At 51.9% G+C, this 25,218-nt stretch carries 18 protein-coding genes and 1 pseudogene; 8 read left to right on the plus strand and 11 right to left on the minus strand.

The features are described from left to right. Nucleotides 1-1,297 precede the first annotated feature (1,297 nt). The 4 genes from ET33_RS07420 to ET33_RS07440 all read left to right on the plus strand — a co-directional run bounded on the left by ET33_RS07420 (nucleotide 1,298) and on the right by ET33_RS07440 (nucleotide 5,718). A complete protein-coding gene (locus tag ET33_RS07420) occupies nucleotides 1,298-1,648 on the plus strand; it encodes a hypothetical protein (protein WP_036678739.1) in 351 nt (116 codons plus the stop codon). A 1,736-nt stretch (nucleotides 1,649-3,384) separates the two neighbouring features. Next, nucleotides 3,385-4,395, plus strand: a complete 1,011-nt coding sequence (locus ET33_RS36275) for an S-layer homology domain-containing protein (RefSeq protein ID WP_051775169.1) — start codon at nucleotides 3,385-3,387, stop codon at nucleotides 4,393-4,395. 340 nt (nucleotides 4,396-4,735) lie between these two features. Then, nucleotides 4,736-5,188, plus strand: coding sequence for a hypothetical protein (locus tag ET33_RS38355; RefSeq protein WP_152570602.1), 453 nt, complete (start codon nucleotides 4,736-4,738; stop codon nucleotides 5,186-5,188). A 26-nt stretch (nucleotides 5,189-5,214) separates the two neighbouring features. Beyond that, nucleotides 5,215-5,718 (plus strand): hypothetical protein, encoded by a 504-nt coding sequence (locus ET33_RS07440; protein ID WP_036678748.1) that lies wholly within the window; start codon nucleotides 5,215-5,217, stop codon nucleotides 5,716-5,718. A 725-nt stretch (nucleotides 5,719-6,443) separates the two neighbouring features. On the opposite strand, the gene ET33_RS07445 is transcribed toward ET33_RS07440, so the two are convergent. The 5 genes from ET33_RS07445 to ET33_RS07465 all read right to left on the minus strand — a co-directional run bounded on the left by ET33_RS07445 (nucleotide 6,444) and on the right by ET33_RS07465 (nucleotide 16,863). Then, nucleotides 6,444-7,646 (minus strand): MFS transporter, encoded by a 1,203-nt coding sequence (locus tag ET33_RS07445; RefSeq protein ID WP_036678749.1) that lies wholly within the window; start codon nucleotides 7,644-7,646, stop codon nucleotides 6,444-6,446. Next, complete coding sequence (locus ET33_RS07450) at nucleotides 7,639-8,415, minus strand: DeoR/GlpR family DNA-binding transcription regulator (protein ID WP_036678752.1); 777 nt, start codon at nucleotides 8,413-8,415, stop codon at nucleotides 7,639-7,641. Before ET33_RS07450 ends, ET33_RS07445 begins: the two co-directional genes overlap by 8 nt. A 214-nt stretch (nucleotides 8,416-8,629) precedes the next feature. Beyond that, nucleotides 8,630-8,899 (minus strand): DUF3951 domain-containing protein, encoded by a 270-nt coding sequence (locus tag ET33_RS07455; protein WP_235206661.1) that lies wholly within the window; start codon nucleotides 8,897-8,899, stop codon nucleotides 8,630-8,632. A 155-nt stretch (nucleotides 8,900-9,054) separates the two neighbouring features. Beyond that, on the minus strand, nucleotides 9,055-15,522 hold the full coding sequence (locus tag ET33_RS07460; RefSeq protein ID WP_036678758.1) for a WIAG-tail domain: 6,468 nt from the start codon (nucleotides 15,520-15,522) through the stop codon (nucleotides 9,055-9,057). Between the two features lie 183 nt (nucleotides 15,523-15,705). Then, entirely contained in the window at nucleotides 15,706-16,863 is a 1,158-nt protein-coding gene (locus ET33_RS07465; protein ID WP_036678760.1) for a glycosyltransferase family 4 protein, read from the minus strand. Between the two features lie 154 nt (nucleotides 16,864-17,017). Here ET33_RS07465 and ET33_RS07470 point away from each other — a divergent pair, with 154 nt between their 5' ends. Then, nucleotides 17,018-18,250 carry an aminopeptidase gene (locus ET33_RS07470; RefSeq protein WP_036678763.1) on the plus strand — a complete coding sequence of 411 codons (1,233 nt, stop codon included), beginning with the start codon at nucleotides 17,018-17,020 and terminating at the stop codon, nucleotides 18,248-18,250. On the opposite strand, the gene ET33_RS07475 is transcribed toward ET33_RS07470, so the two are convergent. After that, nucleotides 18,247-18,825: a DNA-3-methyladenine glycosylase I gene (locus tag ET33_RS07475; RefSeq protein ID WP_036678767.1), complete on the minus strand. Its 579-nt coding sequence runs from the start codon at nucleotides 18,823-18,825 to the stop codon at nucleotides 18,247-18,249. The genes ET33_RS07470 and ET33_RS07475 overlap by 4 nt on opposite strands. 207 nt (nucleotides 18,826-19,032) lie before the next feature. On the opposite strand from ET33_RS07475, the gene ET33_RS07480 reads away from it, so the two are divergent. The 3 genes from ET33_RS07480 to ET33_RS07490 all read left to right on the plus strand — a co-directional run bounded on the left by ET33_RS07480 (nucleotide 19,033) and on the right by ET33_RS07490 (nucleotide 21,042). After that, on the plus strand, nucleotides 19,033-19,800 hold the full coding sequence (locus tag ET33_RS07480) for an EcsC family protein (RefSeq protein ID WP_036678770.1): 768 nt from the start codon (nucleotides 19,033-19,035) through the stop codon (nucleotides 19,798-19,800). Nucleotides 19,801-19,823: 23 nt separating this feature from the next. Continuing rightward, nucleotides 19,824-20,189: a cupin domain-containing protein gene (locus tag ET33_RS07485; RefSeq protein WP_036678774.1), complete on the plus strand. Its 366-nt coding sequence runs from the start codon at nucleotides 19,824-19,826 to the stop codon at nucleotides 20,187-20,189. An 88-nt stretch (nucleotides 20,190-20,277) separates the two neighbouring features. Beyond that, the gene (locus ET33_RS07490) at nucleotides 20,278-21,042 is read left to right on the plus strand and encodes a lipase family protein (RefSeq protein ID WP_036678777.1); all 765 of its coding nucleotides are present in this window, start codon (nucleotides 20,278-20,280) and stop codon (nucleotides 21,040-21,042) included. A gap of 33 nt (nucleotides 21,043-21,075) precedes the next feature. Here the strand turns inward: ET33_RS07490 and ET33_RS37305 are convergent, their stop codons facing one another. The 5 genes and pseudogenes from ET33_RS37305 to ET33_RS07510 all read right to left on the minus strand — a co-directional run bounded on the left by ET33_RS37305 (nucleotide 21,076) and on the right by ET33_RS07510 (nucleotide 25,083). Beyond that, the gene (locus ET33_RS37305) at nucleotides 21,076-21,363 is read right to left on the minus strand and encodes a VOC family protein (protein ID WP_327204054.1); all 288 of its coding nucleotides are present in this window, start codon (nucleotides 21,361-21,363) and stop codon (nucleotides 21,076-21,078) included. 124 nt (nucleotides 21,364-21,487) lie between these two features. Further along, nucleotides 21,488-22,600 (minus strand): annotated as a pseudogene (locus ET33_RS07495) (RNA-guided endonuclease TnpB family protein). A gap of 5 nt (nucleotides 22,601-22,605) precedes the next feature. Next, a complete protein-coding gene (tnpA, locus tag ET33_RS07500; protein WP_036678781.1) occupies nucleotides 22,606-23,004 on the minus strand; it encodes an IS200/IS605 family transposase in 399 nt (132 codons plus the stop codon). Between the two features lie 234 nt (nucleotides 23,005-23,238). Then, the gene (locus tag ET33_RS07505; RefSeq protein WP_036678786.1) at nucleotides 23,239-24,441 is read right to left on the minus strand and encodes a macrolide family glycosyltransferase; all 1,203 of its coding nucleotides are present in this window, start codon (nucleotides 24,439-24,441) and stop codon (nucleotides 23,239-23,241) included. Nucleotides 24,442-24,480: 39 nt separating this feature from the next. After that, nucleotides 24,481-25,083, minus strand: coding sequence for a PadR family transcriptional regulator (locus ET33_RS07510; protein WP_036678790.1), 603 nt, complete (start codon nucleotides 25,081-25,083; stop codon nucleotides 24,481-24,483). Nucleotides 25,084-25,218: the final 135 nt, after the last annotated feature.

Here is a 25,218-nt window from a genome sequence, read left to right on the forward strand (position 1 = left end):
AATATACTTATCTATCTATTCTTAATTTTTTTCGTTGCAGTCTTTTTTATAATCACACAAATTATAAAAAAGAGAACAAATAAGAATATAGAGTATATTAGTCTGTGGTATTTAGGCGTTATACTAGTGTTATTATGTCTGTGTATATGGTTACTGATAGATGGTAGTAACAAAGGAATCGTTACTCTTATCTCAATCTTGATGATTTCTGCTATAGTTGTTCTTAAGCTGATATCTACAAAATGAAACTTCCCCGGCTCTTGTTCGCATCTTTGCGGCAAGGGCCGATCGCATATTCAGGATTAAAACCAAGCATTTAGGTTGATATAACAAAAATTGATAGTGATGAAAGAATTCCCAATACGAAGAGAGTTAACATTACCCAATATACAGGGCATCAACAGATGTCGGGATTGTCGCCCGAAGATTGGCCTTAACCATAGCTGGATATGGTGGCATGGCTAATCTTTGTTACTTGGTCCTACAGTCAAAATCTAGTGGACAAAACGGAGTTTATTTCGGAATCAATTGGAATGGGGTTTGGCCAAATCTAACACAAGGAACATGGTAATATGAAACGAGATTACAGTGAACTGAATAATTCAGAACGAAAATTACAAAAATTTTCAATAATTTCGTTCGGATTATTATATGGTCCACTATTTGGATATTCCCTCAACAAGGACGCATTTTATTTCTGGCTAATACTTGCATTCATTGGGAGTATATCTTTACTATTTAAATTAAGGTTGATCAAACCGGAAATTAGAATCAAAATTGGTCTTTATGAGATAATTCTCACCGTAGTGTTGATCGTATGGATTTTCTCCGAAGCAATCAGTGTTCCTATGATCATAAAACAATTTGTATTTTTTGTTATAATCGGCGTAGCAGGTTATAAATACTTTAAGTTGATGTATGATGGTAAACTTGCAATAGAATCAAAGTAATACACAAAGCCGCAACCTATAACGCACTCACGGGGCAACAGGATGAAGCCTGGTGAATATATTCGCAGGTCCAAATCTATTAGAATCGGAGACGTATCAATGAGAAAATCGAAGATTTTTGCACTTCTGTTAGCTCTATTCTTGACTGTTTTTGCTGTATTTCCATTCTCGGTTTCTGCTTCGGATGTTAATGTTGCTGCTCAGCCTGCACCACCTAAGAACTCGACTTTCGCTATCATGGATCCTACTCCAGGAAGTTATATAATAATATAATAGAGCAGGCTCGAACATCTTGATTTCAATAGGTGTTCGTTGCCTGCATTTCTTATTGGAGGAGGGACTTCGTATTGAAAAAAGTTATTATATTTGGCATTATCATACTCGTTATTATTTGTGGGGTGCTAATAAATATGTTCCTACCTAAAATAGTAAGCCTTGATAGGATTGCGATTTCGGATATTCTAAATGAAGAAAAAGATATGATTGTGAAAGGTACTTTCACAGATAGCGCGATTGGCTTTTCAGGCTACAACGCCAGCAGTAGTGAAGGGAAGGTATTCCTGGAGATTTCGGGAAAATTTTCATTGGGTAAGATGGATGGAAATTTTAGTATCACTTTAAATAAAGAGAAATACGGTGAGCCCAAAGAAATCTATTTAAAAGATGGAAAAAACAGCGTGAAAATTTGGCCCAAATAGCTTCAAATGGCTTAGTTTTCAAATTGGCATTTAAGTATTGATCCGTGAGTATCGTGGATTTTATTAATATCAATTTCTTCGTAACGATCATACCGTACCGTTTTATCAAAAAAGGCCGTATTAGCCCACAGAAGGTCTTTAACGGTCTTTTCGCTATTTTTTGGTCCCGTCGAATTTAAAATAGCAGACTTCACGGAAAAATCGTGCTTTTTTCAGCGCTCTGCCATCGCACAAATTGCGACATTTCCTGTTAACCTGGGTTGAGCTTGCTATCACCGATGCCCCAGCAGGAATATAGCGAGGTCATCAATAAATTCCCCATTTAATTACATCTACTTTGCTGGTGGTGTCAGCTTCACTGGTACTACCCCATCTTGGCTGTACCCGAGTAAATGACGGCTCTTTTCTCAGACATGGACATATCTATAATGCCTCTGTCTACAGTCCGAGCTGGTACTCTTTGATGGACCCCTCCGTGGTTGTTCACGAAGAGAAAAAAGGAACTCCAATTGAAATCTCCAAGATAACCGTCTATCCGATGGCAAACTACCATGATTACTATGTAGATATTAATTTGAATATATATCATAAGAAAAAAAGTAAAGCACCCACTGCCGCTTAGCTCCTTTATTCATTCAACGATTCACCTTTTTTACCATGCGAGACTGTCCCACAGATTCTAAAATAGTTACTTTTGGGACAGCCTCTTTTTATGGGCCCTCAACGTAAAGTGCGATCCAAATAACAAGTGCGACCGATAAGGGACCAAGAATAGCGCCTATTAAAACTGACAACCAGAAGCCTTTTGAAGTAACGAAGTTTATTAAAGATTTCACCACACCCTTATTGTATTTTTTTAAGAAAAATAATATTGCTAGGGTAATAGCAGCTCCAATTAATATGAAAAGTATCAGCACCAAAATAAGCTCGAACCAGTAAACAGACAATGGATTTCTCCTTTCATTCTTTTCTTACAAATTGTAACAAACCATAAATTTACATTCAAGTTTATATTCTCCCCTAGATTCAGCTTTGAGCGGCGATTTTCATTTCGTGGAACAATGCAAAAAAACGGCTCTTGTTCGAGTTTTCAGCCTCGCGCTGAAGCTCTCTTTTTTCTATGGGTCCCCCGGTTCACCGGCCCTAAATCCCAAGCGCCCCCGGAACAGCACCGATAGGAAGACAAAATTTCACCCGCGAGAGCTACTGCACATGGACCATATTATAACGCTGACGCAAGAAGCGGATTTAACCAAGTAACTCATTGGGTTGATCTACCCTGAGTTTATAGCCGTACTCCTAAAGGAATTATTCCTTATGTCCTTGGAGGGAAATACGTTACAAATTGGAATAATTCAGTATATTTTGGTGGCGCTGATGTAGGTAACGTAGAAATGGCTACAGGTTTCTCAATGGCGTATAAATATGTGAACTCAGTAACTGACGCTCTTATCTCAGAGGTGAACATATCTCTCATGCCTATGTGTACAGTCCAAATAGTACTCGTCAGATGGATGAATCCGTAGTCGTTCATGCGCAGAAAAAAGGCACCCCATTAGAACAAAGTAAGATAAGCGTCTATACGAATTTGAAATACTTCGATTACTATGTAGATATTAATTTGAACTAAGTTTATGGACATATACCCCCATTTTTTAGGTTTCTTCTCAATTTTTGTGAAACAAATTAACTTAAATCGCGTCTAATTTCATATCAAAAGTATAAGGAGCTTATGTATGTGTCATAAGAAAAAAAGTAAAGCACTCACCGTTGTATTAGGCGCGTTATTACTTTTTAATGTAATGCCGGTAGGCGCTTCCGCAAACGAAAGTGGATTTAAGGATGTGACTCCGGATCATTGGGGATATGAAACCATTTCGTGGGCAAAAGAAAATGGCATTGTTGACGGATACCCTGATGGTACATTTAAACCCGAGCAATCCGTAGGACAGACTGAATTTCTTGCCATGCTTATTCGGGCGTACAAACCGAAAGGATTTTCTGAACAATCCAGTGACAGCGATTGGAGAACACCCTATATTCAATATGGTTTTAAAATGGGCTGGGCTGGGAGCTATATCACACCTCCAGCAAGTAAATTATCCTCTTTCCCCAAACCTGAAATTTCGGAACCGCGTATGTACGTTGCGAAACTCATCACAAATGCAAGCGGTAGAAGCTACGATTTTGATGATTCCATACGTTTTCTTTTGGATAGCGGACTATCCAACGGTAAAACAGACAATACTGTTTCGGGATTCCAAGGAAACGAGTTGCTAACACGAGCAGAAGCCGTCACATTTATAAAAAACGTGAAGTCAAAGTTAGATATGCTATATCCAGCGCCAGAATTTATAACTACGTACGATCCAAAAACCTTAACACTCAGTCCTTTTGAAGCCTTTCCTCTTTTCGTTCAGCAACCGGTTATATACGGGGATTATAGTCACATTACTCTTGCGATACCTTCTTCAGGCTACAATTTAATCCATGATCCCTCCTATACAATTTCCGGTACAGTTCAAAAAGCGGTTGGCGAAGAACTTACAACGTCAGTGGAGTATTGGGATAAAGGAGAATTTATTTCGGAAACAAGTTTGAAAACCCCTATCACAAAGGGCGACTTTAAAACAACAATTGAGTTACCTAAACAGGGAATTTTTCGAATTGTTATCTATTCAAAGCAGGAAAAAGCTACTCCGAACACGTCTTTAACAAAGTTTTACGTTGAGTATAAATCTAAGTGAGCCGTTGCTAGTTCACTTTCACGCAGTATCCAACAAGATTCACTATTAATTATAGAACCTTGGTTCTAAGAATAGGACGGTTAAACCTACATGAATATCATCATGAGTTACTTAATTTTTTTCCTGACTAACTTTGTAGCTACCTACTTTATTTTTCCTGAACCAAGCTATGCGAAGTCTCTATTGTACTCTGTTTTTATAACAATTTTTGTTGTAATTCTAGATGCAATAAAGAAAAAAACAAAATTATGATTGCTTGAAACCATGCAGAAAGCGGTCCTCGTTTGCATTACGGCAAGAGCTGTTTTTTGTTTTTTCTTCGGATTTATTTTGGCGGTCCTTGGCTTCTCAAACGAAAGGCATTCAAAAGCAAACAACCCGCGTGAAAACGGGCGTTAAGGGTAGTTGGATGAGGCCATGCCTACCAGTTTGGACAGGAGCGCATCAGTATCGTACCTTCTGGGGGGATACGGACAATGGAAATGGCCGGCACGCCTATTCGGTGGTAAAATATAGTATAAAAGATGCTTATGATCATTTTGATGAACTCAATGCTGACCTCTGGCTTGGGGATCAAGTTCAATTTGCGGATAGTAGCGGCCATACAACTCATACCGTAACGGTAGATTCCTATGGGGGCGGCAATCTGTATGTATCCCAACACTCGACCAATGATAATAACTATGCTTATTGGTTCAGTGGTAAAAGTCTTAAGGATATAATTCAATCAAGAATGGAGAACGGCACTTCATCTTATGTCTATTCCATTAAAATCAAATACAATTCAAACTAATTTGAGTGGAATCGGAGGAAAATACAATGAATAAAAAATTCGTTGTAACAGCAACTGTTTTATGTTGCGTAGTTGCAGGTGCTATCGGCACTTCCGCAATCGCAAAGATTGACCCATTTGCGAAATCCGCGAGAATGATGGAACTCGAATCTGAATATGATGCTAAAGTAAGTCAGTTCAATGCGATGCCAAATCAAACCAAAGAGGAACAGGATGCCGTTGTTGCGGAAGGAAAAAGGATCAAACAGCTTGATATTGAAAAAGAAAAATTAAGACGAGAAACGGACCCAGATGATGAAGCTCATTTCTTAAACGATCTGACTTCATCCATTCACGCTATGGGCACGGGAGTTGTTGAACTGAAAGCACGCGCGGAAAGAGAACAAAATTCGGAGTTTCTAAAACAAGCCGAAAAGATCAAAAAAGACATTGAAAGGTTTGAAAAAGAAAAACAAGCCTATTTAGACGAAAAAAAAACAGTTAAAGAATTACGTAAAGAGCTCGATATTCCCGCAAATGATCTTAAATAAAAAGAAAGCAAATCGTTTCCACAAAAAAAACGGCCCTTGTTCGCATCCGAGCAAGAGCCGTTCTTTATCTGTTTCCCTCAGCAAATTGCCGGGGGCTTTTTTATTTGCCCGGCGCGCCGTTCAGGTACCTGTACCCGGGGCGGGGCGACACGCATGGTGATCGAGCAGACAAAAATAAAAAAATGAAACCTTTTAGGAAATGGTTCAGGTGATTGTCTTTTACCTGAATATTTCTTAGAAGTTTTTTTGTATATGCAGCGAATACAGCATTACGGCCTTGATAGCCGATTCATCGGTTTGCCCTGCCAATCGCACCTCATCGCCAAGCGGCCATGGAAGAGGAATGCGCGTTAAGATGACGGCCATTTCTTCCCGAGTTATCGTGCGATCCGGTTCAAATCGGCCTCCGGGCTCCTCCCCCAACCAATGATGCTAGGCCGCTGCCTGTATCTCTTTGACCGCAAAATGGTGTTCGATATCTGTGTAACCGGATTTCGATTTGGAGGGATTATTTCCCCATACAGTCTTCCGTCTAATTCATTACCTAGCCTAAGGTCAAGCAAAAAAGGATCAGACCGCAGCAGCGACCTGATCCTTTGCACTATTGTTTTCAATAACTTGTACTACGGATAAACACGGCCCTGCTCAAGCGCCCTCAGAAGCACATAGCGCGTGCCTACATCGCCAACGACAAGGTAAGGCATTCATGCGTGTGCCTGTAGGGTCTATTCCATGCTGCGGCCGGCGTGCAAAGGTGCGCTTTGCGTTTGAGGGCGTCTTCTCGAAACCGTAAGCACGACCAGCATGACGAGCATCACGGCCGGGTAGAGCCACATGGCCGTTTGAATCGGGAAAGCGTCCATTACCCGTCCGACGCCCAGCGGCAGCAGCGAACCGCCGAGCCCGTTAGCCGCAAGCAAAATACTGGTCGTCCTCTCGGTCATGCCCGGCAGCGATTGATTGGCGTAAATGAGCGCCACTGCAAACATCCCGGACATGCCCAATCCAAGCAGGAAGCTGATTACGAAGCCTCCCCATGCGTAGTGGCTGAACGGCAGGACGAGCAGCGACGCTAAACTCAGCAGCGTTGCCGCCCGCAAAAAACGGAAGTAGGTCCACCGGTCGCCGAGAATGCCGGTCAAGATTCGCCCGATCACCATTGCCGTCCAGTAGACGGTGACGGTTAACGTCGCAAGCGAGCTGTCGATCCCCCACCGCTCCATAAAGATCGAGGGGAAGAAATGGACGACCGCCACTTCGCTGCCGCCGTACAGGAAAAAGAAACCGGCGCACAACGCCAGAAACGGAATGCCCGATCTCGCATACGCCGGGCGCTGCACCTGTCCTCCGCCGGACTCCGCCTCTTTGCGGGTCAGCATGCCGTCCATTTCCCCGAAGGATAGCCGGCTCCAAACGAGCGCCGTCGCGAGCGCGCCGATGCCGAGCAGAAAAAACGAATACGTCCACAGCCCTTTGGCGATCAGAAAGCTGGCGAGCGAAGGCATGGCGAGCGCGCCGACACCGAACGTCACCTCAAGCTTGCTCATAGCCGCCGCCTGCTTCTGCTTCACGGCCAGAAGAATGATCGTGCCGATGCACGATTCGACCAAGCCGGTGCCGAATCCGGCCAGCCCCGCCAGCAGGACGACCGCCGGCCAGGGAGGAAGCAAACCGGCGAACAGCTCCATCCCGACCAACCCGAGACCGAGCATAACCGCAGATTTACGGCCGAGCTTGCGGGAGATCGCCGGCATCGAGAGCACCCCGCTGAGCAAGCCGACAAACTGTACGAAAATGAGCATGCCCCCGCTGCCGTAGCTTTGCGAATAATGCTTAAGCAGCTCAGGCAGCACCGAGCCGACGATGACCATGCTCACGCCGGTGATGACATAACACAAGCATCCCATCCAAATCAACCGGTTAATCATGATGTTCTCCTTCGCCGGCGATCAACAGCTCCACTTGATGCTTATGAAGCTCTTCCTTCATTTCGTCGCTCGGCTCCCGGTCCGTTATGATCATGTCGATCCCTTCCAGCCCGGCGACGCGGTGAAACAGCTTCTTGCCGAATTTCGTATGATCGGCCAGCACGATCACTTGATCCGACTTGCGCATAACCTGCCGGATCAAATAGCTCTCCTCCTCGAACATGGTCGTCAGACCATGCGGCGCGATGCCGCATGTGCCCAGCAGCGCTTTGTCCACCTGATATTCCGACAGCATTTCCAGCGTCCGCGCCCCGTAAACCAGCCGCTGCTCGTTATCGAGCAGGCCGCCGAGAAGATGGATGCGGATTTCATCCTTCTGCGTCAGCATACCCGCGAGATCGATCGAGTTGGTGACGACCACATTGCGCCGGGTCCGCATCGCCTCCATCGCGCACCGCACCGTAGTGGAGGAATCGGTGTACAAATAATCGCCGTCGTGAATCAGCGTCGCCGCCATCTTGCCGATCGCCTGCTTGGATGGAGTGTCCAGCTGCAGCCGCTGCTCGTAGTTCGGCACCTCCTTGGAGATCGACGGCAGCATGGCGCCTCCGCGGGTACGGATAATGCTCCCCTGCTCCTCCAGCTTGATCAGATCGCGCCGGGCGGTATCCCACGAGATTTGCAGCCACTCGCAAATTTCCGTGACGGTGATGCGTTGTTTTTCATTTAACTTCTGTAAAATCGCAATCAGTCTTTCTTCTTGAAACATGCGTATTCCCCCTTCGAATACATCGCCTTTAATTAAGTTTTCATAAGTTATATTAAGCAATTTCAAGTGATATTCTTGATTATAAACCAAAATCCGCAGATTACAAGCGTTTGTACGGAAAACTACTTCGCGTTTGCGCCCATAATAAAAAGGACGGGGAAGGATCGTAATTCCTTCGCCCGCCGCTTAGAAAGGGTGTTCCCCGAAAAGGCCTTTAATACGGAGCTTTTCTTCTATTTTTGTCCTTATCGTCGCCCTGCTCGTCTTTTTCTTCCTTCTCTTGCTTTTCTTCATGAAATTCGATCGGCGTATTTCCCGTAATCTGATCGAAAGGAGTGTAGTCGCTGTTCGGGATTGCCTTGCCGGCAATCATCTTGCAGATAATGATCGTAAGTAAAACGATGATCGGAACGATCAAGGAAAGCATCGTATATAAGGCAAAATCGTTCATATTCCAGGCCCGCCCTTCTCCTTTAATAACCATACTTGTCCGTCCATTCAACTTTTATACGAAGGGGGCCGAAAAATAGTTTCGCAGACCGGGTGTCAGGTCAAAAAAATATCCCCGCAAAGCTTCGGCCTCAAAGCCGCTGCTCTACGGGGATGTACTGCCTTTTCGAGGAAACATGACCGTTTCAATTACGCGTTCGCCGCGCCGATTGCAATCCAGTTGACGATTCCTTGCAGCTCCGGCGAAAATTTGGAACGGACCACTCCTATAATAGCGCCGTCGGACTCCTTCTGTTGAATGACCGCATACGTGTTCGTTTGATTTGTGGAAGCTACCAGTACATAGTTGTTGTCTGCAAAAGGCCGATCAAATACCAGCACCACTTCCGTCAGTTCGTCTTCGAGATTTAGCAGGAACGGACTAATCCCGAACTGCTGCACCGTCGTCAGGACTCCAACCGTCTGCACCGGCTGGAAGGACAAATGCTCCGGAGTGACCGCTCCTGCCGCCAAATGCTCCGACCTGATGCTTTCCGGCTGCAGCCTGCTGCCCGCTGCGGCGTCGGCTTCCGATATTTGCGCAGTTACGGCGTCCAACAAGAGATTCAGCGCACTAATATGGACCTCCGCCAGCTCCGGCTCGAGCTCAGCAAGCAGTCCCTCCCCTGGTTCCAAACCAACTGCTGCTTCTTCCGTTTCCGGTGTCTCGATTTCGCTCTGGATGCCGGGGTCTTCCGTTTCGCCGCTTGGATCGAATCGCTCCGGATCGACGGCTGCCGTGTCGGCGGGATCGTCCTGTGCTTCCTCAGTCGGCCGCCTGTTCAGTAGTGCCTGCAGCGACGGTTCCAAATGAATGAAGGAAATCGTGCCCGGCACCAGATGGTAGCCTGAGATCGTCTCCTGCTTGATGTGCAGCCCGTCGACCGACTCGACGCACAAATGATCCGCCGTCACCGAACGATTCGCCAGCTTCTCCGACGTCACAGCCTCCGCCTGCAACTGCGCTTCGCCTACGGCTTCCGCCGCGAGCTGCTCTGCACCCACCGCGCCTTCGGCCAGATGCCGGCTGCGTACAGCTCCTTCCGCAAGGTGCAGGGCCATCACCGCGCTCTCGGTCAGATGTCGGCTTCGCACCGACTCCTCCGCAAGGTGCAGGGGCGTCACTGCGCCTTCGGCAAGCTTCTCCGACGTCACCGACTGCGCCTGCAAGTGCGCTCCGCCTACGGCTTCCGCCGCCAGCTGCTCTGCCCCTACCGCGCCTTCGGCCAGATGCCGGCCGTGAACCGCTCCTTCGGACAGGTGCTGCTCCGTCACCGCGCCTTCCGCGAGCTTCTCCGACGTCACGGACTCCGCTTGCAAATGCGCTTCGCCTACGGCTTCCGCCGCCAGCTGCTCCACGCCCACTGCGCCTTCGGCCAAATGCTGTCCGTGAATCGCTCCTTCGGACAAATGCAGCGCCGTTACCGTGCCTTTGGACAAATGCCGTCCGTGAACGGCTCCTTCGGACAGGTGCTGCTCCGTCACTGCTCCTTCCGCCAGCTTTTCCGACGTTACCGCTTGCGCCTGCAAGTGTGCTTCGCCTACGGCTTCCGCCGCCAGCTGCTCCACGCCTACAGCGCCTTCGACCAGATGCCGGCCGTGAATCGCTCCTTCGGCTAGGTGCTGCTCCGTCACTGCTCCTTCCGCCAGCTTCTCCGACGTCACCGCCTGCGCCAGCAAGTGCGTTTCGCCTACGGCTTCCGCTGCCAGCTGTTCTGCGCCCACCGCGCCTTCGGACAGATGCCGGGCGTAAACCGCTCCTTCGGCTAGGTGCTGCTCCGTCACCGCTCCTTCCGCCAGCTTCTCCGACGTCACCGACTGCGCCTGCAAGTGCGCTTCGCCTACGGCTTCCGCCGCCAGCTGCTCTGCGCCTACCGCGCCTTCGGTCAGATGATGGCCGTAAACGGCTCCTTCGGACAGGTGCAGCTCCGTCACCGCGCCTGCCGCCAGCTTTTCCGACGTCACCGCTTGCGCCTGCAACTGCGCTTCGCCTACAGCTTCCGCCGCGAGCTGTTCCGTGCCCACCGCGCCTTCGGCAAGCTTCTCCGATGTCACGGACTCCGCCTGCAATTGCACCTCGCCTACGGCTTCCGCCGCGAGTTGCTCCGTGCCCACCGCGCCGGGCGCCAGATGTTGGCCGTGAACCACTCCTTCGGACAAATGCAGCGCCGTCACTGCGCCTTCCGCCAGCTTCTCCGACGTCACGGACTCCGCCTGCAGTTGCGCTTCGCCTACGGCTTCCGCCGCGAGCTGCTCCGCGCTCACCGCGCCCGGCGCCAGATGCCGGTCGTGAACCGCTCCTTCGGACAGGTGCCGTTCCGTCACCGCGCCTGCCGCCAGCTTCCCCGACGTCACGGACTCCGCCTGCAAGTGCGCTTCCCTTACGGCTTCCGCCGCGAGCTGCTCTGCGCCTACCGCGCCTTCGGCCAAATGCCGGCCGTGAACCGCTCCTTCGGCCAAGTGCTGCTCCGTCACCGCGCCTTCCGCCAGCTTCTCCGACGTCACTGCTTGCGCCCGCAATTGCGCTTCGCCTACGGCTTCCGCCGCCAGCTGTTCCTCGCCGATCGTGCCTTCGGCCAAATGCTGGCTGCGTACAGCCCCTTCCGCAATGTGCAGGGCCATCACCGCGCCTCCAGCAAGATGTCGGCTTCGCACCGACTCTTCCGCAAGGTGCAGAGGCGTCACCGCGCCTTCGGCCAAACGGATGCCGTCAACGGCTCCTTCGGCAAGGTTCAGCGTCGTGACCGCACCTTCCTCCAGATGCCAGCCGTGAACCGCTCCTTCCGCGAGGTGCAGCGCCGTTACCGCGCCTTCCGCCAGCTTCTCCGACGTCACCGCCTGCGCTTGAAGCTGTACCGGGCCTACGGCCTCCGCCGCCAGCTGCTCCACGCCCACGGCGCCGGGCGCCAGATGCGCCGTCGTCACCACGCCCTGCGCCAAGCGGCTGCCGTCAACCGCACCCTCTGCGAGGTGCTCCGTTGTGATCGCGCCTTCCGCCAAATGACGGGTGCGCACAGCCCTTTCCTCAAGATGCAGTGCCGTGACTGCGCCTTCGGCCAGATGCAAGCCGCGAACCGCCTCTTCCGCAAGGTGCCTCGCCGTCACCGCGCTTTCCGCCAGCTTCTCCGACGTCACAGCCTCCGCCTGCAATTGCGCTTCACCTACGGATTCCGTTGCCAACTGCTCCGCGCCTACCGCGCCCGGCGCCAGATGCGCCGTCGTTACGGCTTCCTCCGCCAAGCTACTTGCGCCTACGGCTCCCTCTGCGAGGTGCCTCACCGTCACCGCGCCTTCCGCCAGCTTTTCTGACGTCACGGACTCCGCCTGCAAGTGCGCTTCGCCTACGGACTCCGCCGCCAACTGCTCCGCGCCCACCGCGCCCGGCGTTAGATGCGCCGTCGTTACCGATTCTTCCGCCAAACGGCTGCCGTTGACCGCGCCCTCTGCGAGGTGCCTCGTTGTCACCGCGTTTTCCGCCAGCTTTCCCGACGTCACCGCTTGCGCCTGCAGCTGCGTTTCGCCTACGGCTTCCGCCGCCAGCTGCTCCGTGCCTACGGCGCCCGGCGCCAGATGCTGCGCCGTCACGGACTCCGCTGCCAGCTTTCCCGACGTCACCGCCTGCTCCTGAAGCTGCGCTTCGCCTACGGCTTCCGCCGCTAGATGCTCCGCGCCCACCGCGCCCGGCGTTAGATGCGCCATCGTCACGGAGCCCTCCGCCAAGCGGCTGCTGTCGACCGCCCCTTCTGTGAGATGCAGCACCGTGACTGCGCCTGCCGCCAGCTTCTCTGACGTTACCGCCTGCGCCTGCAGCTGCGTTTCGCCTACGGACTCCGCCGCCAACTGCTCCGAGCCGACGGCGCCCGGAATCAGATGCCGCCCCGTCACCGAACGCAACGACAGCTTTCCCGACGTCACCGCCTGCTCCTGAAGCTGCGCTTCCCCCACGGCTTCCGCCGCAAGCTGCACCACACCGACAGCGCCTGCCGCCAGGTGCAGCGCCGTCACGGACTCCTCCGCCAAGCAACTGCCGTCGACCGTGCCTTCCGCCAGATGACGGCCGCGTACCGATCCATCCGCAAGATGCAGCGCCGTCACCGCACCTTCCGCAAGCTTCTCCGACGTCACCGCGGCCGCCGCTACATGTCTGCCGCTCACCGCGCCATCCACCATATGCGGACCGCGCACCGAGCCTTCCATCAGGTGCTGTGTCATGACTGCACCTTCTGCTAGCTTATCCGACGTTACCGACTGCGCCTGCAGTTGGTCTTCGCCTACAGCTTCCGCCATCAGATGCTGCGCACCGACCGCATTCGGCGTCAGATGCGCCGTCGTCACGGACCCTGCCGCCAAGCGGCTGCCGTCGACTGCGTTTTCCGCCAAATGCAGCCCGCGTACCGATCCCTCCGCCAGATGCTGCGCCGTGACTGCGCCTTCCGCCAGCTTTTCCGTCGTGACGGCCTGCGCCTGCAACTGCGCTTCGCCTACAGCTCCGGTCCTCAGATTCTCCACACCGACCGCACCGGGCGTCAGATGCACTGCCGTGACTGCCCCTTCCGCCAGATGACTGCCGCTCACCACGCCTTCTGCCAGATGCTGGCCTCGCACTGCTCGTTCCGCTAAATGCGGCGCTGTCACCGCACCGGGCACTAAGTGCTTCGCCGTCACTACGCCCGCCGCCAAACGGCTGCCGTCGACCGCTCCCTCTATCAAATGAGAACCACGTACCGAGCCTTCCGTCAGGTGAAGCGCCATTACCGCGTTTTCCGCCAGCTTCTCCGACGTTACCGCCCCGTCTTCCAGCTTATCGCGAGTGACGGCGCCGGTAACCAGCTGGTGCGTCTTCACGGACGCTTTGCCGAGATGCGCATGTTGAATCGCGCCAAAGGCCACATGATCCGCCTGCACCGATTCCTTGCCCAGCTTCTCCGACGTTACGCTTGCGGAAGCCAGCTTCGCCGTCGTCACGGCCAAATTGGTCAGCTTGTCGGTCGACACCGATTCACCGGACAGCTTGGAGGTGGTGACACTGTGTTTCGCCAGATGCGTGGTTTGTACGGCCCCCTCATTCAAATGCTGGGCCTGCACCGCCGCCCCGGCCAGCTTATCGGAGGTGACAGCCCGGTCCTGCAGCTTCTCCATCGCGATCGAGCGCTCCTGCAAATGATCGGTACCGACTGCCGACGATGCAATGTGCACGGCCTGCACGGCTTTGTCAGCCAGATGCAGCGAACTGATGGCGTCTTCCGTCAAATGCTCGCCGGATACCGATTTTTTCGCCAGCTTTCGCGAGGTAACGGCTTGCTCGCCCAATTTCTCGGAGGTGACGGTAGAGTCCGCCAGCTGTTGCGTGCCGACGCTATAAAGCGCCAATTTATCCGCTGTCACCGCGTGGGCAGCCAAGTGACGGCCTTCCACCGCTCCTTGCTGCAAATGCCGGCTTTCAATCGCTCTTTCCTGTACATGCAGCCCCTGTACCGCTTCCTTGGACAATTTGCCGGAAGTCACGGCTCCGTCCTTCAGATGAACGTTCTGCACCGCATCTTCCGTCAGATGGCTCGCGTCGATCTGCTTTGGCGAAATGTTAACGCCCCGGATCAACCCCGCCGTCAAATGATCGTGCAGCACCGAATTCAGCTTCAAATGCTCGGAAGCCACACTCCAAGGCGCCAGCTTCTCCTCCGTAACCGACTGGGGAGCCAGCTTCTCGGCGCCAATGTCTCCATTGGCCAGCTTGACGGAGGTCACTGCAAAATCGCGCAGCTTTTCCGTCGTCACCGCGCCTTCCAATAGCTTTGACGAATTGACCACGCCATTGGCCAAATGAATCGAATGAATGGCGCCGCTTCGGATTTTATCCGACGTGATCGACTGATGCTGAATCAGCTCGCCGGTAATCGCCTCGTCAGCAAAATGCTTCGTGTAAATCGATTTTTCAGCAATTTTCATCCCGTCGATTGTCTTATCCGCCAGCTTCTCCGAAGTAATGCTGTTGTCCTGAAGCTTCTCCCCGCTGATCGCCCGGTCTTGAATTTTTTCCGTCGAGACCGAAGCCTTGGCAAGATGCTCCGCCGTTACCGACTGCAAACCGAGCTTTTGCGTCGTCACGCTCCGGTCCGCCAGCTTGGTGCTGTCGACCGCATAGTCGGTCAGATTGTCCCGACCAACGCTATTGGGTTTGATCCGAGTGCCGTCGACGGCATAACGCGCGATTTTCTCCGTCGTAACGGACTCTTCGGCCAAGTCGTCCGTATACACGGTGGTTCCCTGCGTAAACCGCGGTCTGACCGGCTCTTCAACTGCACGGATAACCGGCTTTTCAACTGCTTGGGTGACCGGCTCTTCAACTGTCCGGGTAACCGGCTTTTCAACTGCACGGGTGACCGGCTCTTCAACTGCCCGTGGAGTGTCCGGAACCGCCTGCGATTCGGCAGCCTCCTGTTCTTCTTCTCCTTCCTCAAAGTCGAGTTGACCGATGCTGATATCATCATCTAAGTCGGCTTGCGGCCTCAAAATTCGCGGCTTGTCATCCAGCCACTTAAGCTCATTAACGTACGAGTCTAAGCGCTTGTTGCGCACCTGACGTCGCGTACCGGAAACCCGGCGGTTTTCTCGTTTCATGCTAGGTCCTCCCATATGGTGTAGTGCCTAGTTGGCCATGCTGGAAATGAATGCAAGTAGACACTTTTAGCATATGCATTTACCTAGAAGGTGGTCATTTGCCCGGTTAAAAATGGGCATACGCACAAGAAAGCCGAATCCGTTTTCCATCGAACCGCAAAACGCAAAAACAGGCGGTCTCGTTCACCGCCCGTCGTAAAACGTAAGCCACCGCTCCGCCATCCGTTCCCATGTAAATAGCCGCTGTACCCGCTCCACGCTTCGTTTCCCCATGCAGCGAGCTTCGTCCTCATTTTGCAGCAGGGAGATTATCGCCGGCGCAAGGCCGCTCTCCAGAGCTTCCGGCTCCACGGTCAGCCCGGTAACGCCCTCCTCTACAATTTCCGACATTCCTCCGGCGCGAGTGGCGACGACCGGGACGCCTGCAGCCATCGCTTCCACGTTGACGAGACCGAACGCCTCGCGGCGGGCGGACGGAACGACGAGGACATCGGCCAAGCGAAACCAATCGTCCACTTCGCCGTGCGAAACATACGGAACGAAGTGGACATGGTTTCTTAGCGGCGCACTCGCGCTCGTCCTCTGAAGCCGCCTCACGTAGGGAGTAAGCCGTCTCGAACCGTAAAAGGCTCCTCCCACCACAAGCAGCAGCGCTTCCGGCACCTTGCCCACAATTTCGGGCATCGCCGCCAGCAAGTGATGCACGCCCTTGGTCGGAATCAGGCGTCCGACATACAGAATGATTTTACGGTCCTGCAGGTCGAGTCTGTGAAGCAGCGCCTCCCGCTTGGCTGCCCCTTCCGGAGACCATCGGGAAATAAAACGGTCCGGATCGACCCCGAGATGATTAACAATAATTTTGGCTTGGACACGCGGGTCTCTGCGCACCATTTCGTTCTTCAGGTAATGGCTGTTTACCACGATCCGGTCCGCTGCAGCGAGACAACGCCGCAGCTCGGGCCGACGGATATGGGGCTTGGAGACGAACGAAACGGAATGCAGCGATAGCCACACCTGCGCGCCCGGATGCCTTCGCTTGAGAAACCGGGCGAAGCGCGGGCGGTTCTCCACCTGAATGACCTTCGGCCGCAGCTTTCTCAGCTTGCGGCTGACGCCCTCCACATAGCGGCGTGGCGAAGCGGCGGGCACGCGCTCATAGCGGACGCCTTCGCGAATATCGGTCCGGCGGAGCGTCCGGCCCCGCCGCCCGATCACCGCCAGCCGGACGTGCCTCCGCAGGCGGTGGACGACTTGTTCCACGACCAATTCGACGGAGCTGCTGTTGCCTGAAGGAATGACGAACGAACCCGGCGTCACGAAGACGACATCATGCTCTTTCATGGAGCTGCCTCCCCGCGATCTTTTTGGCAGTATATTCTTGGCGCAGCGGATGTGGATAGGCTATAGTTGTCCGGGCCGTAGTTTGGGCCGTTTGAATTTTATCATGCAGGGCCTCATAATAAAAGAACGAATATCCCGAGAGGAAGTGCAGATCGTGAGCCGATTGGAAACGTATATCGAACATTATGCGGAGCTCGCCGTAAAGGTGGGTGTCAACGTACAGCAGGGGCAGACGCTTGTGATAACCTCGCCCGTATCAGCTGCGGATTTCGTCCGCATCGTCGCGCGCAAAGCGTACGAGGCCGGAGCGAAGCACGTCTATGTCGAATGGGACGACGACGAGCTGAAACGACTGAAGTACGAGCAGGCCCCCGACGAAGCGTTCCATGAATATCCGCAATGGAAAGCGGACGGCTTCCGTCAATTGGCGGAAGAAGGGGCGGCGTTCCTGCAGGTCCACTCCCCTACGCCCGACCTGCTCAAACACGCGAAGCCCGAGCGAATCGCCGCGGCAAGCAAAGCGTACGGCACCGCCATGCTGGAATACCGCCGCATGATGCAGGCCGGCCGAATCAGTTGGTCCATCGTATCCGTGCCATCGGCAGCTTGGGCAGCCAAAGTGTTCCCGGAGGCAAACGAAGAAGAGGCGGTTCGCTCGCTATGGGAACGAATCGTGCAAGCGGCGCGAGCCGACCAAGACCTTCCTGTGGAAGCCTGGCGGGAGCATCTGGCAGCGCTGCGCGCGAAGGTGGAGCGGATGAATGCGAAGAAGTACGCCCGGCTGATCTACCGCGCGCCGGGAACAGAGCTGGACGTGGAGCTGCCCCCGGAGCACCAATGGGTCGCAGGCGGGATACATAATGCCCAAGGCGTGTTTTTCGTACCGAATATTCCGACGGAAGAAATGTTCACGCTGCCTCGCGCCGACGGCGTCAACGGAACCGTACGCAGCACGATGCCGCTGAATTGGAACGGGACGCTGATCGACGGCTTCAGCTTGACGTTCGAGCATGGGAAAGTCGTGAAGTGTACGGCGGAGCAAGGACTGGAGGCGTTGCAGCGGCTCCTCGCGACCGACGAGGGCGCGGCCCGGCTCGGCGAAGTGGCGCTGGTGCCGCAGAACTCGCCGATTGCCGCGATGAACGTACTGTTTTATAATACGGGGCTTGACGAGAACGCCTCCTGCCACCTGGCGTTAGGCAACGCGTATCCGCTATGTCTGGAAGGCGGCACCGCCATGACCAGGGAGCAGTTGGCGCAGCACGGAGCCAACCACAGTTTGGTGCACGTCGACTTCATGATCGGGTCGAACGAGCTCGATATCGACGGAGAGCTGCCGGACGGGACGGTGGAGCCGGTGTTCCGGCGGGGCTGCTGGGCGGATTAATCCGCCCGGGCTCCGGAAAGCTCCGCAAACCGGAAGCAATCGACCGTATGGTCCATCACCATGCCGGTCGCCTGCATAAACGCATAACAGATCGTCGAGCCGACGAAGGTGAAGCCGCGCTTCTTCAGCGCTTTGCTCATCGCATCCGATTCCGGCGTGCTGGCCGGCACTTCCTTCAGGCTCTGCCAGCGGTTGCGGATCGTATCGCCGCCGACGAACTGCCAAATGTAGCGGTCGAAGCTGCCGAATTCCTCCTGCACCGCGAGAAAAGCCTTCGCGTTCGTCACGGCGCCGCGCATTTTGAGCCGGTTGCGGATCAGGCCCGGATCGCCGAGCAGCTCGTCCAATTTGGCATCGTCATAAGCGGCTACCGCCTTGGGATCGAAACCGTCGAACGCCTCCCGGTACCGGTCTCTTTTTTTGAGCACCGTATACCAGCTCAGCCCTGCCTGTGCTCCTTCCAGGATCAGCATCTCGAACAGCTTCCCGTCGTCATGAACGGGAACTCCCCATTCCTTATCGTGATAGTCGATATATAAAGGGTCTTCGTTACACCAGCCACAGCGGCATTCCATAGGACGTCTCCTCTCCTTTTTTCTCTAACTATACCACATTATTGCGACACCGTTTGTCACCGTTTTTCAATTCGGCGATTTATCTTTCGATCCTGGCACGTATCAAGTATAATAGCGGATAATACCCTAGCACAGACGCTTCGCGCACGGCATATCCGAACCCGGCACAGTCAAGCCGAACGATTCCAAACATCAGGCGGGGATTCTATGAATCATTCATTTACGGTATACGAGCAGCAGATTCGGAAGCAGTTGATCGGATGGGAGAAGGAGCTGCTCAAGCCGCCCGGCATGTTCGAAAAAACGTCCAGGGCACTGCAAACGCGAATCAATCAAGCCATACCCGAGAAAGTGCATACGGCCATTACCGCAGCGGTCAAAGGCATTGTTCAGACTGCGCTGTTCAGCCTGGACTATATTCCGAAAAGCGAACCGCTCCAAGGCATGACCTTGGCGTCGCGCGATCACAAAGCCGAGGAGCTGATCGACTTTTACAAAAAACTGGCAGCGGCGGAAGGCGCGGGGACGGGAGCTGGAGGAATTTTGCTCGGGCTCGCGGATTTTCCGATCCTGATCGGCATCAAGATGAAGTTCTTGTTCGAGCTCGCCCACATTTACGGGCATTCGACGCTTGATTATCGCGAACGTTTGTACATTTTGCATGTATTTCAGGTCGCTTTCTCCAGCCAGAACAAAAAGCCCGAGCTGTACCGCGCCGTCGTGAATTGGCCGCAAACCGCCAAAACGCTGCCTTCTGCAGACTCATACGCCCAGCATATCGATTGGAGGCAGCTGCAGCAGGAATACCGCGATACGATCGATTTCCGCAAATTGCTGCAGCTTGTCCCCGGCATCGGCGCCGTCGTGGGAGCATGGGCCAACTACGGCCTGCTTGAGGAGCTGGGGCAAGCCGGCATGAACTGCTACCGCCGGCGCTGGCTGGATGAGGCGGAGGAGAACGGCAGGACAACTTAAGTCGAGGGAGAGAAACCATAACCATGAAAATCAGCAAAGCGAATGCACCGCATTATATTTGGGGCGGCCAGTGCGATGGCTGGCATCTGGTTCAGCAGCCCGAGCTGAGCGTCATTCACGAGCGGATGCCCCCGCATACGGCCGAGGTCCGGCATTACCATGAGCAGGCGCGCCAATTGTTTTTCGTGCTGACGGGGACGGCCGAGCTGGAGGTGGACGGCGAGCTCCATACCCTCGGTCCGCAGGAAGGCTGCGAGGTACCGCCGGGTGTGCCGCATCAGATGAAGAACGTTTCCTCCGGGGACGTTGAGTTCCTTGTCGTCTCGCACCCGCAGACCCGGGGAGACCGGGTGGAAGCGCCGCCCTTGGCGGAGCCAAAGAGGGACTAGCCCACGGCCCTCGCTTCGCTCTCCCATTTCACTGCCGGAGGTGCCGGAATACACTATACGACCAATTCCAATGTTAGGAGCATGTCGTATGACCATAGCTTTCAACCGGGCCATTCTGCTGGCCGGTATCGTATACCAGGCCATCCGGCAGTACAACAATAACGGATCGTTCGAGCTGCCCCTCGGATATAAGCTGGCCGCCGTCTTGGGCAATAAGGAGTTTCCATACCTCGGATTCATTCTCGAGTCCAAGCAATCGATCGTCATCGCGCTCCGCGGCACGGCGGCCGTATCCGAAATGAAGAAAGATTTGGAGTTCGATCAAATTCCGTTCCCTTTTGTCCGCAACGCCGGACTGACGCACCGCGGTTTCACGGAGCTGTACGCATCTGCGCTCCGCGGTCCAATTATGAGTTATTTGAACAAAGCTTCCCCCCAAAAAAGGCTGTATTTGGCCGGCCACAGCATCGGCGGCTCGCTAGTTACACTCTGCGCGCTCGACCTCGTCTATCATACGCCCTTCAAACAGCCCGTAGTCTACACGTTCGGAGCCCCGAAGGTCGGTAATCCTCATTTTGTCCGCCGGTTTAACAGACGAATTAAACACAGCACCCACATTGCCAACCGATACGATCTCGTGCCGCTGCTGCCGCCCTCCTTCGACAAAACCGTATACCGGCATGTCCGGTACCGCTACGTGATCCGCTTCCAAAACAAAGGCCTGAAGGGAAGCCATTCGATCAAAAGCTATTACAAAGAGCTGATGCGCCGGCGCGCAGGCCGCAGCCGTCCAAACTACAGCGGCAGTCCGAAAGGCCTTCTGCCCATCCCTTCCGTCCGCTTGGCCCGATAGTTTTGCAGCATCCTTATAAAACATGCACATGACTTAACGATTACAAATCAAGTAAAGAGGATTGCCATCAGGATCACTGAAGTGCGCGAGTCGAGTTCCATTGTTTTCCGCAATATGTTGGAATTCAACACCACGAGATTTCAGTACCTCGATTGCTGACTCTAACTCTTGTACTTCAAATCCAATCGAAATGCTTTCTGGCTTTCCCTGTTGAAAACCTTGTTCTCCGGCAGGATGCAGCAGCCCAATTGTCAATCCCGGTGCTTCAACCTGTGCAAAATGCCCCTCTACTTGGTGTTGTAATTTTAATAGTAGTAAAATTGTACTGCTTTAGTGAACTACTCGCCACCTACGCTTTGCTTAGAGGTGGGGGCTTCTAAGGTAATCGTACCTAGCGGTACGAAATTGACTTAGCTATCGAGCCTGTTCCATGCTCTATATATGATTATGCTAAACATCGCAATCCTTCACGCTTGATATTGATCGAAGCATTCCAGTCTCGATCTGCAACAAAACCACAATCGCAGTGGAATATACGCTCAGAAAGAGATAGAGACTCCTTCACTCGACCGCAACATGAACATGTTTTGGATGATGGAAACCACTTATCTATTTTGATGAGCCTTTTCCCTTGCTCCTCTAACTTGTATTGGAGAAATGTTGTGAACATGCCCCATGCATTATCGGCAACGCTTTTGCCGAAGTTAAGGGTTCGTGACATTCCCTTCATGTTGAGATCTTCGATAACAACGCAATCATACCGTTTCGCTAATTTGTGCGATTCCTTATGTAGAAAGTCTTTTCTTTGATTTGCTACTCTTTCGTGCAGTTTTGCAATGTTCAATCGTTGCTTATGCCAACGATTAGAACCTTTCTTTCTGCGTGATAGAATACGCTGTTCCTTTGCTAATTTTTCCAAGGATTGTCGATAGAAACGAAGGGAATTGGCTGTCTTACCCTCTTCGCTATCAACAAATAAGCCGTTCATGGAAAAATCCAAGCCAACAACCGCTTGTACTTCTTTTTGTACAGGTTGATGTTCGTATTCGATGAGGATAGAAATATAGTGTTTTCCTGTTTTTGTTCGAGAAACCGTACAAGACTTGATGATGTGATGTGACGGAATTTCTCGATGCTGCTTCATTTTTACAAGTTTCAGTTTCGGTAATTTGATATAGCCATCAAAGAGCAAGATGTTTCCGTTGACCACGTTCGTTGTATAGGACTGCCTTGCTTTGCGACTTTTGAACTTCGGAAAATCAGCACGTCCGGAAAAGAAGTTTTGGTATGCCTTTTGCAGATGGAGTTGGGCGTTTGCTAACGCAAGGCTGTCTACTTCCTTTAGTCAAGGATACTCACTCTTGTATTTTGCAGGTGTAGGTAACTTTTGTTTCTTCAATGCATCTTGATCATCCTTGAATTGCTCATAGGTTTCCTTTCGTTCAGCCAACATTTTGTTGTAAACAAAACGAACGCAACCGAAGGTTCTTGCAAGCAGTTGTTCTTGTTGCGGCGTTGGGTACAAACGGAACTTATAGGCCTTGTTTGCTATACCCAGTCACCTCACTTCATTCCCTGACTTTCGATATATTTCTTGATTACTTCCATAGGTGCGCCACCTGTTGTAAGTAAGCAAAAACTTCTTGACCAAAAGTATTCTTTCCAAAGCTTCTTTCTTACTTGTGGAAACTCTTTTTTGACCAATCTCGAACTTGCGCTTTTATACGCATTGATGAACTTTGACAATTCGGTGTTCGGGTGTGCTTTGAACAAAATATGCACATGGTCCATATCATGATTCCATTCGACTAAGGATATATTGTAGTTTTCACCCAAACGAACAAACATATCTTTCGCATAGTCAGATATGGTGTCATCCATCACTTTTCTGCGATATTTCACAACCAAAACAAGATGATAATACAAAAGGAACACTGAATGATTATTATTGTCTAATTTCATTAATATAATAGCCTTTCTTTTATCTAAGACTGATTATATCGCATCATACAAAAATATGGCAACAAAAAGACTTTAGGCTTTGCCTACCGAAATTCATCTCCCACTTTCATCAAGCTTCGCAAGATTTAGAAGTGGGAGACTTCTTTCGGAGGGACGTTAAAATCAGATACCATTACAGCTACGTTGCCACTCTTGAACATTGTATATTCCCTCCATTTGAAAATAAATCTTATGTTAATTATTCAATCCTAGACTTCGTTTATATGCGAAGATCTCCTCGACGGCTCGACGATACCCACCCGCAGCTCGGAACGAATCGCCAATTTCAACGCATACCTTTCGAATTGATGCATCCTTGAGCGCGCGTTCCGCCGCTTCTTTGAGACCTCCAGCGGTTAACCCTTCTTGACTCAGATGGAGGCCTGCACCGATTTCAGCCACACGTCGCGCTATTATAGGTTGGTCGGCGCTTTGGGGAAGTACAATCAGCGGTACACCATAATAAAGACCTTCACTGGTACTATTCATGCCTCCGTGAGTGATAAATAACTTCGCGCGTTGAAGTACTTCGAGTTGCGGCACGTAGTTGCGGACGATAAAATTCGCTGGAATGTCTCCCAATTCCGCAATCCGGGTTTGCCTGCCAACGGATAGAATCACGGTGTACTCCGTTTCGGCGAACGCCGCAAAGCATAGCTTGTAAAAATCCAATGCTTGATTAAAAACTGTGCCGAATGAAATGTAAATCAGGCGATCCGTGTCCACATGAGAGAAATCAAAATGATCGTCCGAGCGCGGCACGACAGACGGCCCTACGAACTTGTACGTCTCGTCGAAGCTTTCTCCACCGGGTTGGAAGTGTTTCGACGTGTAGACGATGGTCAACGGCGCTGGATTGCAGAAGACCTCGTAGGCGGAGCCCAATTGTACCTTGTATTTCGCTTGCACGCTCCTGACCAGCTGTTGAAACTCCTGTTGTGCACGTTCATTCACATCTACCGGAAAATGGAGCGCGAGGTGATCTTGCATTCTGTCAAAGCTGTTTTGTTGAATGGCAAAACTCGTACACGAGTTGATTGCCGGTACGTCAAGTATTTGCGCGAGCAAACGCCCACAGCCGAACATCGAGTCATGAATGATGTAATCGAAACGTTCTCCTTTTGTTTGCTCCAGGACACTCGGAATGACGATGTCGGCGGTGCGCAACAGTCCACCCACTCGTCCCCAAGGACTTCTTCCACCGGCAAGGAACGCCTCCACAAATTTGCCGCCATCGAACGTGATCACCTCTGCACCCGTTGGCTCGACGCGATCACGAAATTGATCCATTATAAAGTAAACTACCTCTTCGCCACGACGGATAAGTTCTTGAACAACACCGAGGGTTGGATTGATATGTCCTTCGGAACCTCCGTTGATAAATAAAACGCGTGCCATATTCATCACCTTTCGTCATGAAGTACACAGCTCCAAGCGCTAGCCGTCGCTTAGACTCTCCCAAATTCGCTCACCCTCAATCCCTTCTCCATTTATTCGAAGATTATTGATTAACTGAAGAACCCACTCTTCGTCATAACGGAGTTTGTCCAACCGATGCCGGAACCAGATCAGATTGTATTGTCGTTCCTCATCGGGCATCATTTCGTCTTTGCTCACATACTCCACCCGTTCTTCCTCATGGCGGAGTTCAAATCGCAGGTAATCCTTGTACTGGTGCAAAATCAAAAACTGCAGCTCTCTGCTGATCATGTCAAAATTCGAAAACTTGGAATAAAATTGCAACTCATAATCCGTTGAGTATGGAATCGGTTCTTCCATCAGCCGAAAAAAGCGGCGTCTGCCATCCTCCGTTATTCTGTACATTTTTTTCTTTTTTCCTCTTCCCTGCCGTTCACCTTCCTGTTGTTCATCGGGAACCTGCTCGATCAACCCATCTGCAAGCAGGCTATGAATGAGCGGATAAAGCACCCCCCAGCTGATTTTTCGCGTAGGTCCAATAATTCCGTTCAAGATCGTGTGCAGCAAATAGCCATGCATCGGAGATCCTGTCAATTCGCCGAGAATAAACAATTCAAACATAATGCCTCCCTAAAGGTTTATCTGATTTTATTATATCGAAAAGATATATTAAATCAATATATTTATTCGTTATAAAACTGAATTGTAATCCATGTAAAGCTTTCCTTGACAATCATCTTAAAAAGTATTATCTTA

It is taken from the genome of Paenibacillus tyrphae, from assembly GCF_000722545.1.
In the GTDB taxonomy this organism is placed as follows: Bacteria; Bacillota; Bacilli; order Paenibacillales; family NBRC-103111; genus Paenibacillus_G; species Paenibacillus_G tyrfis.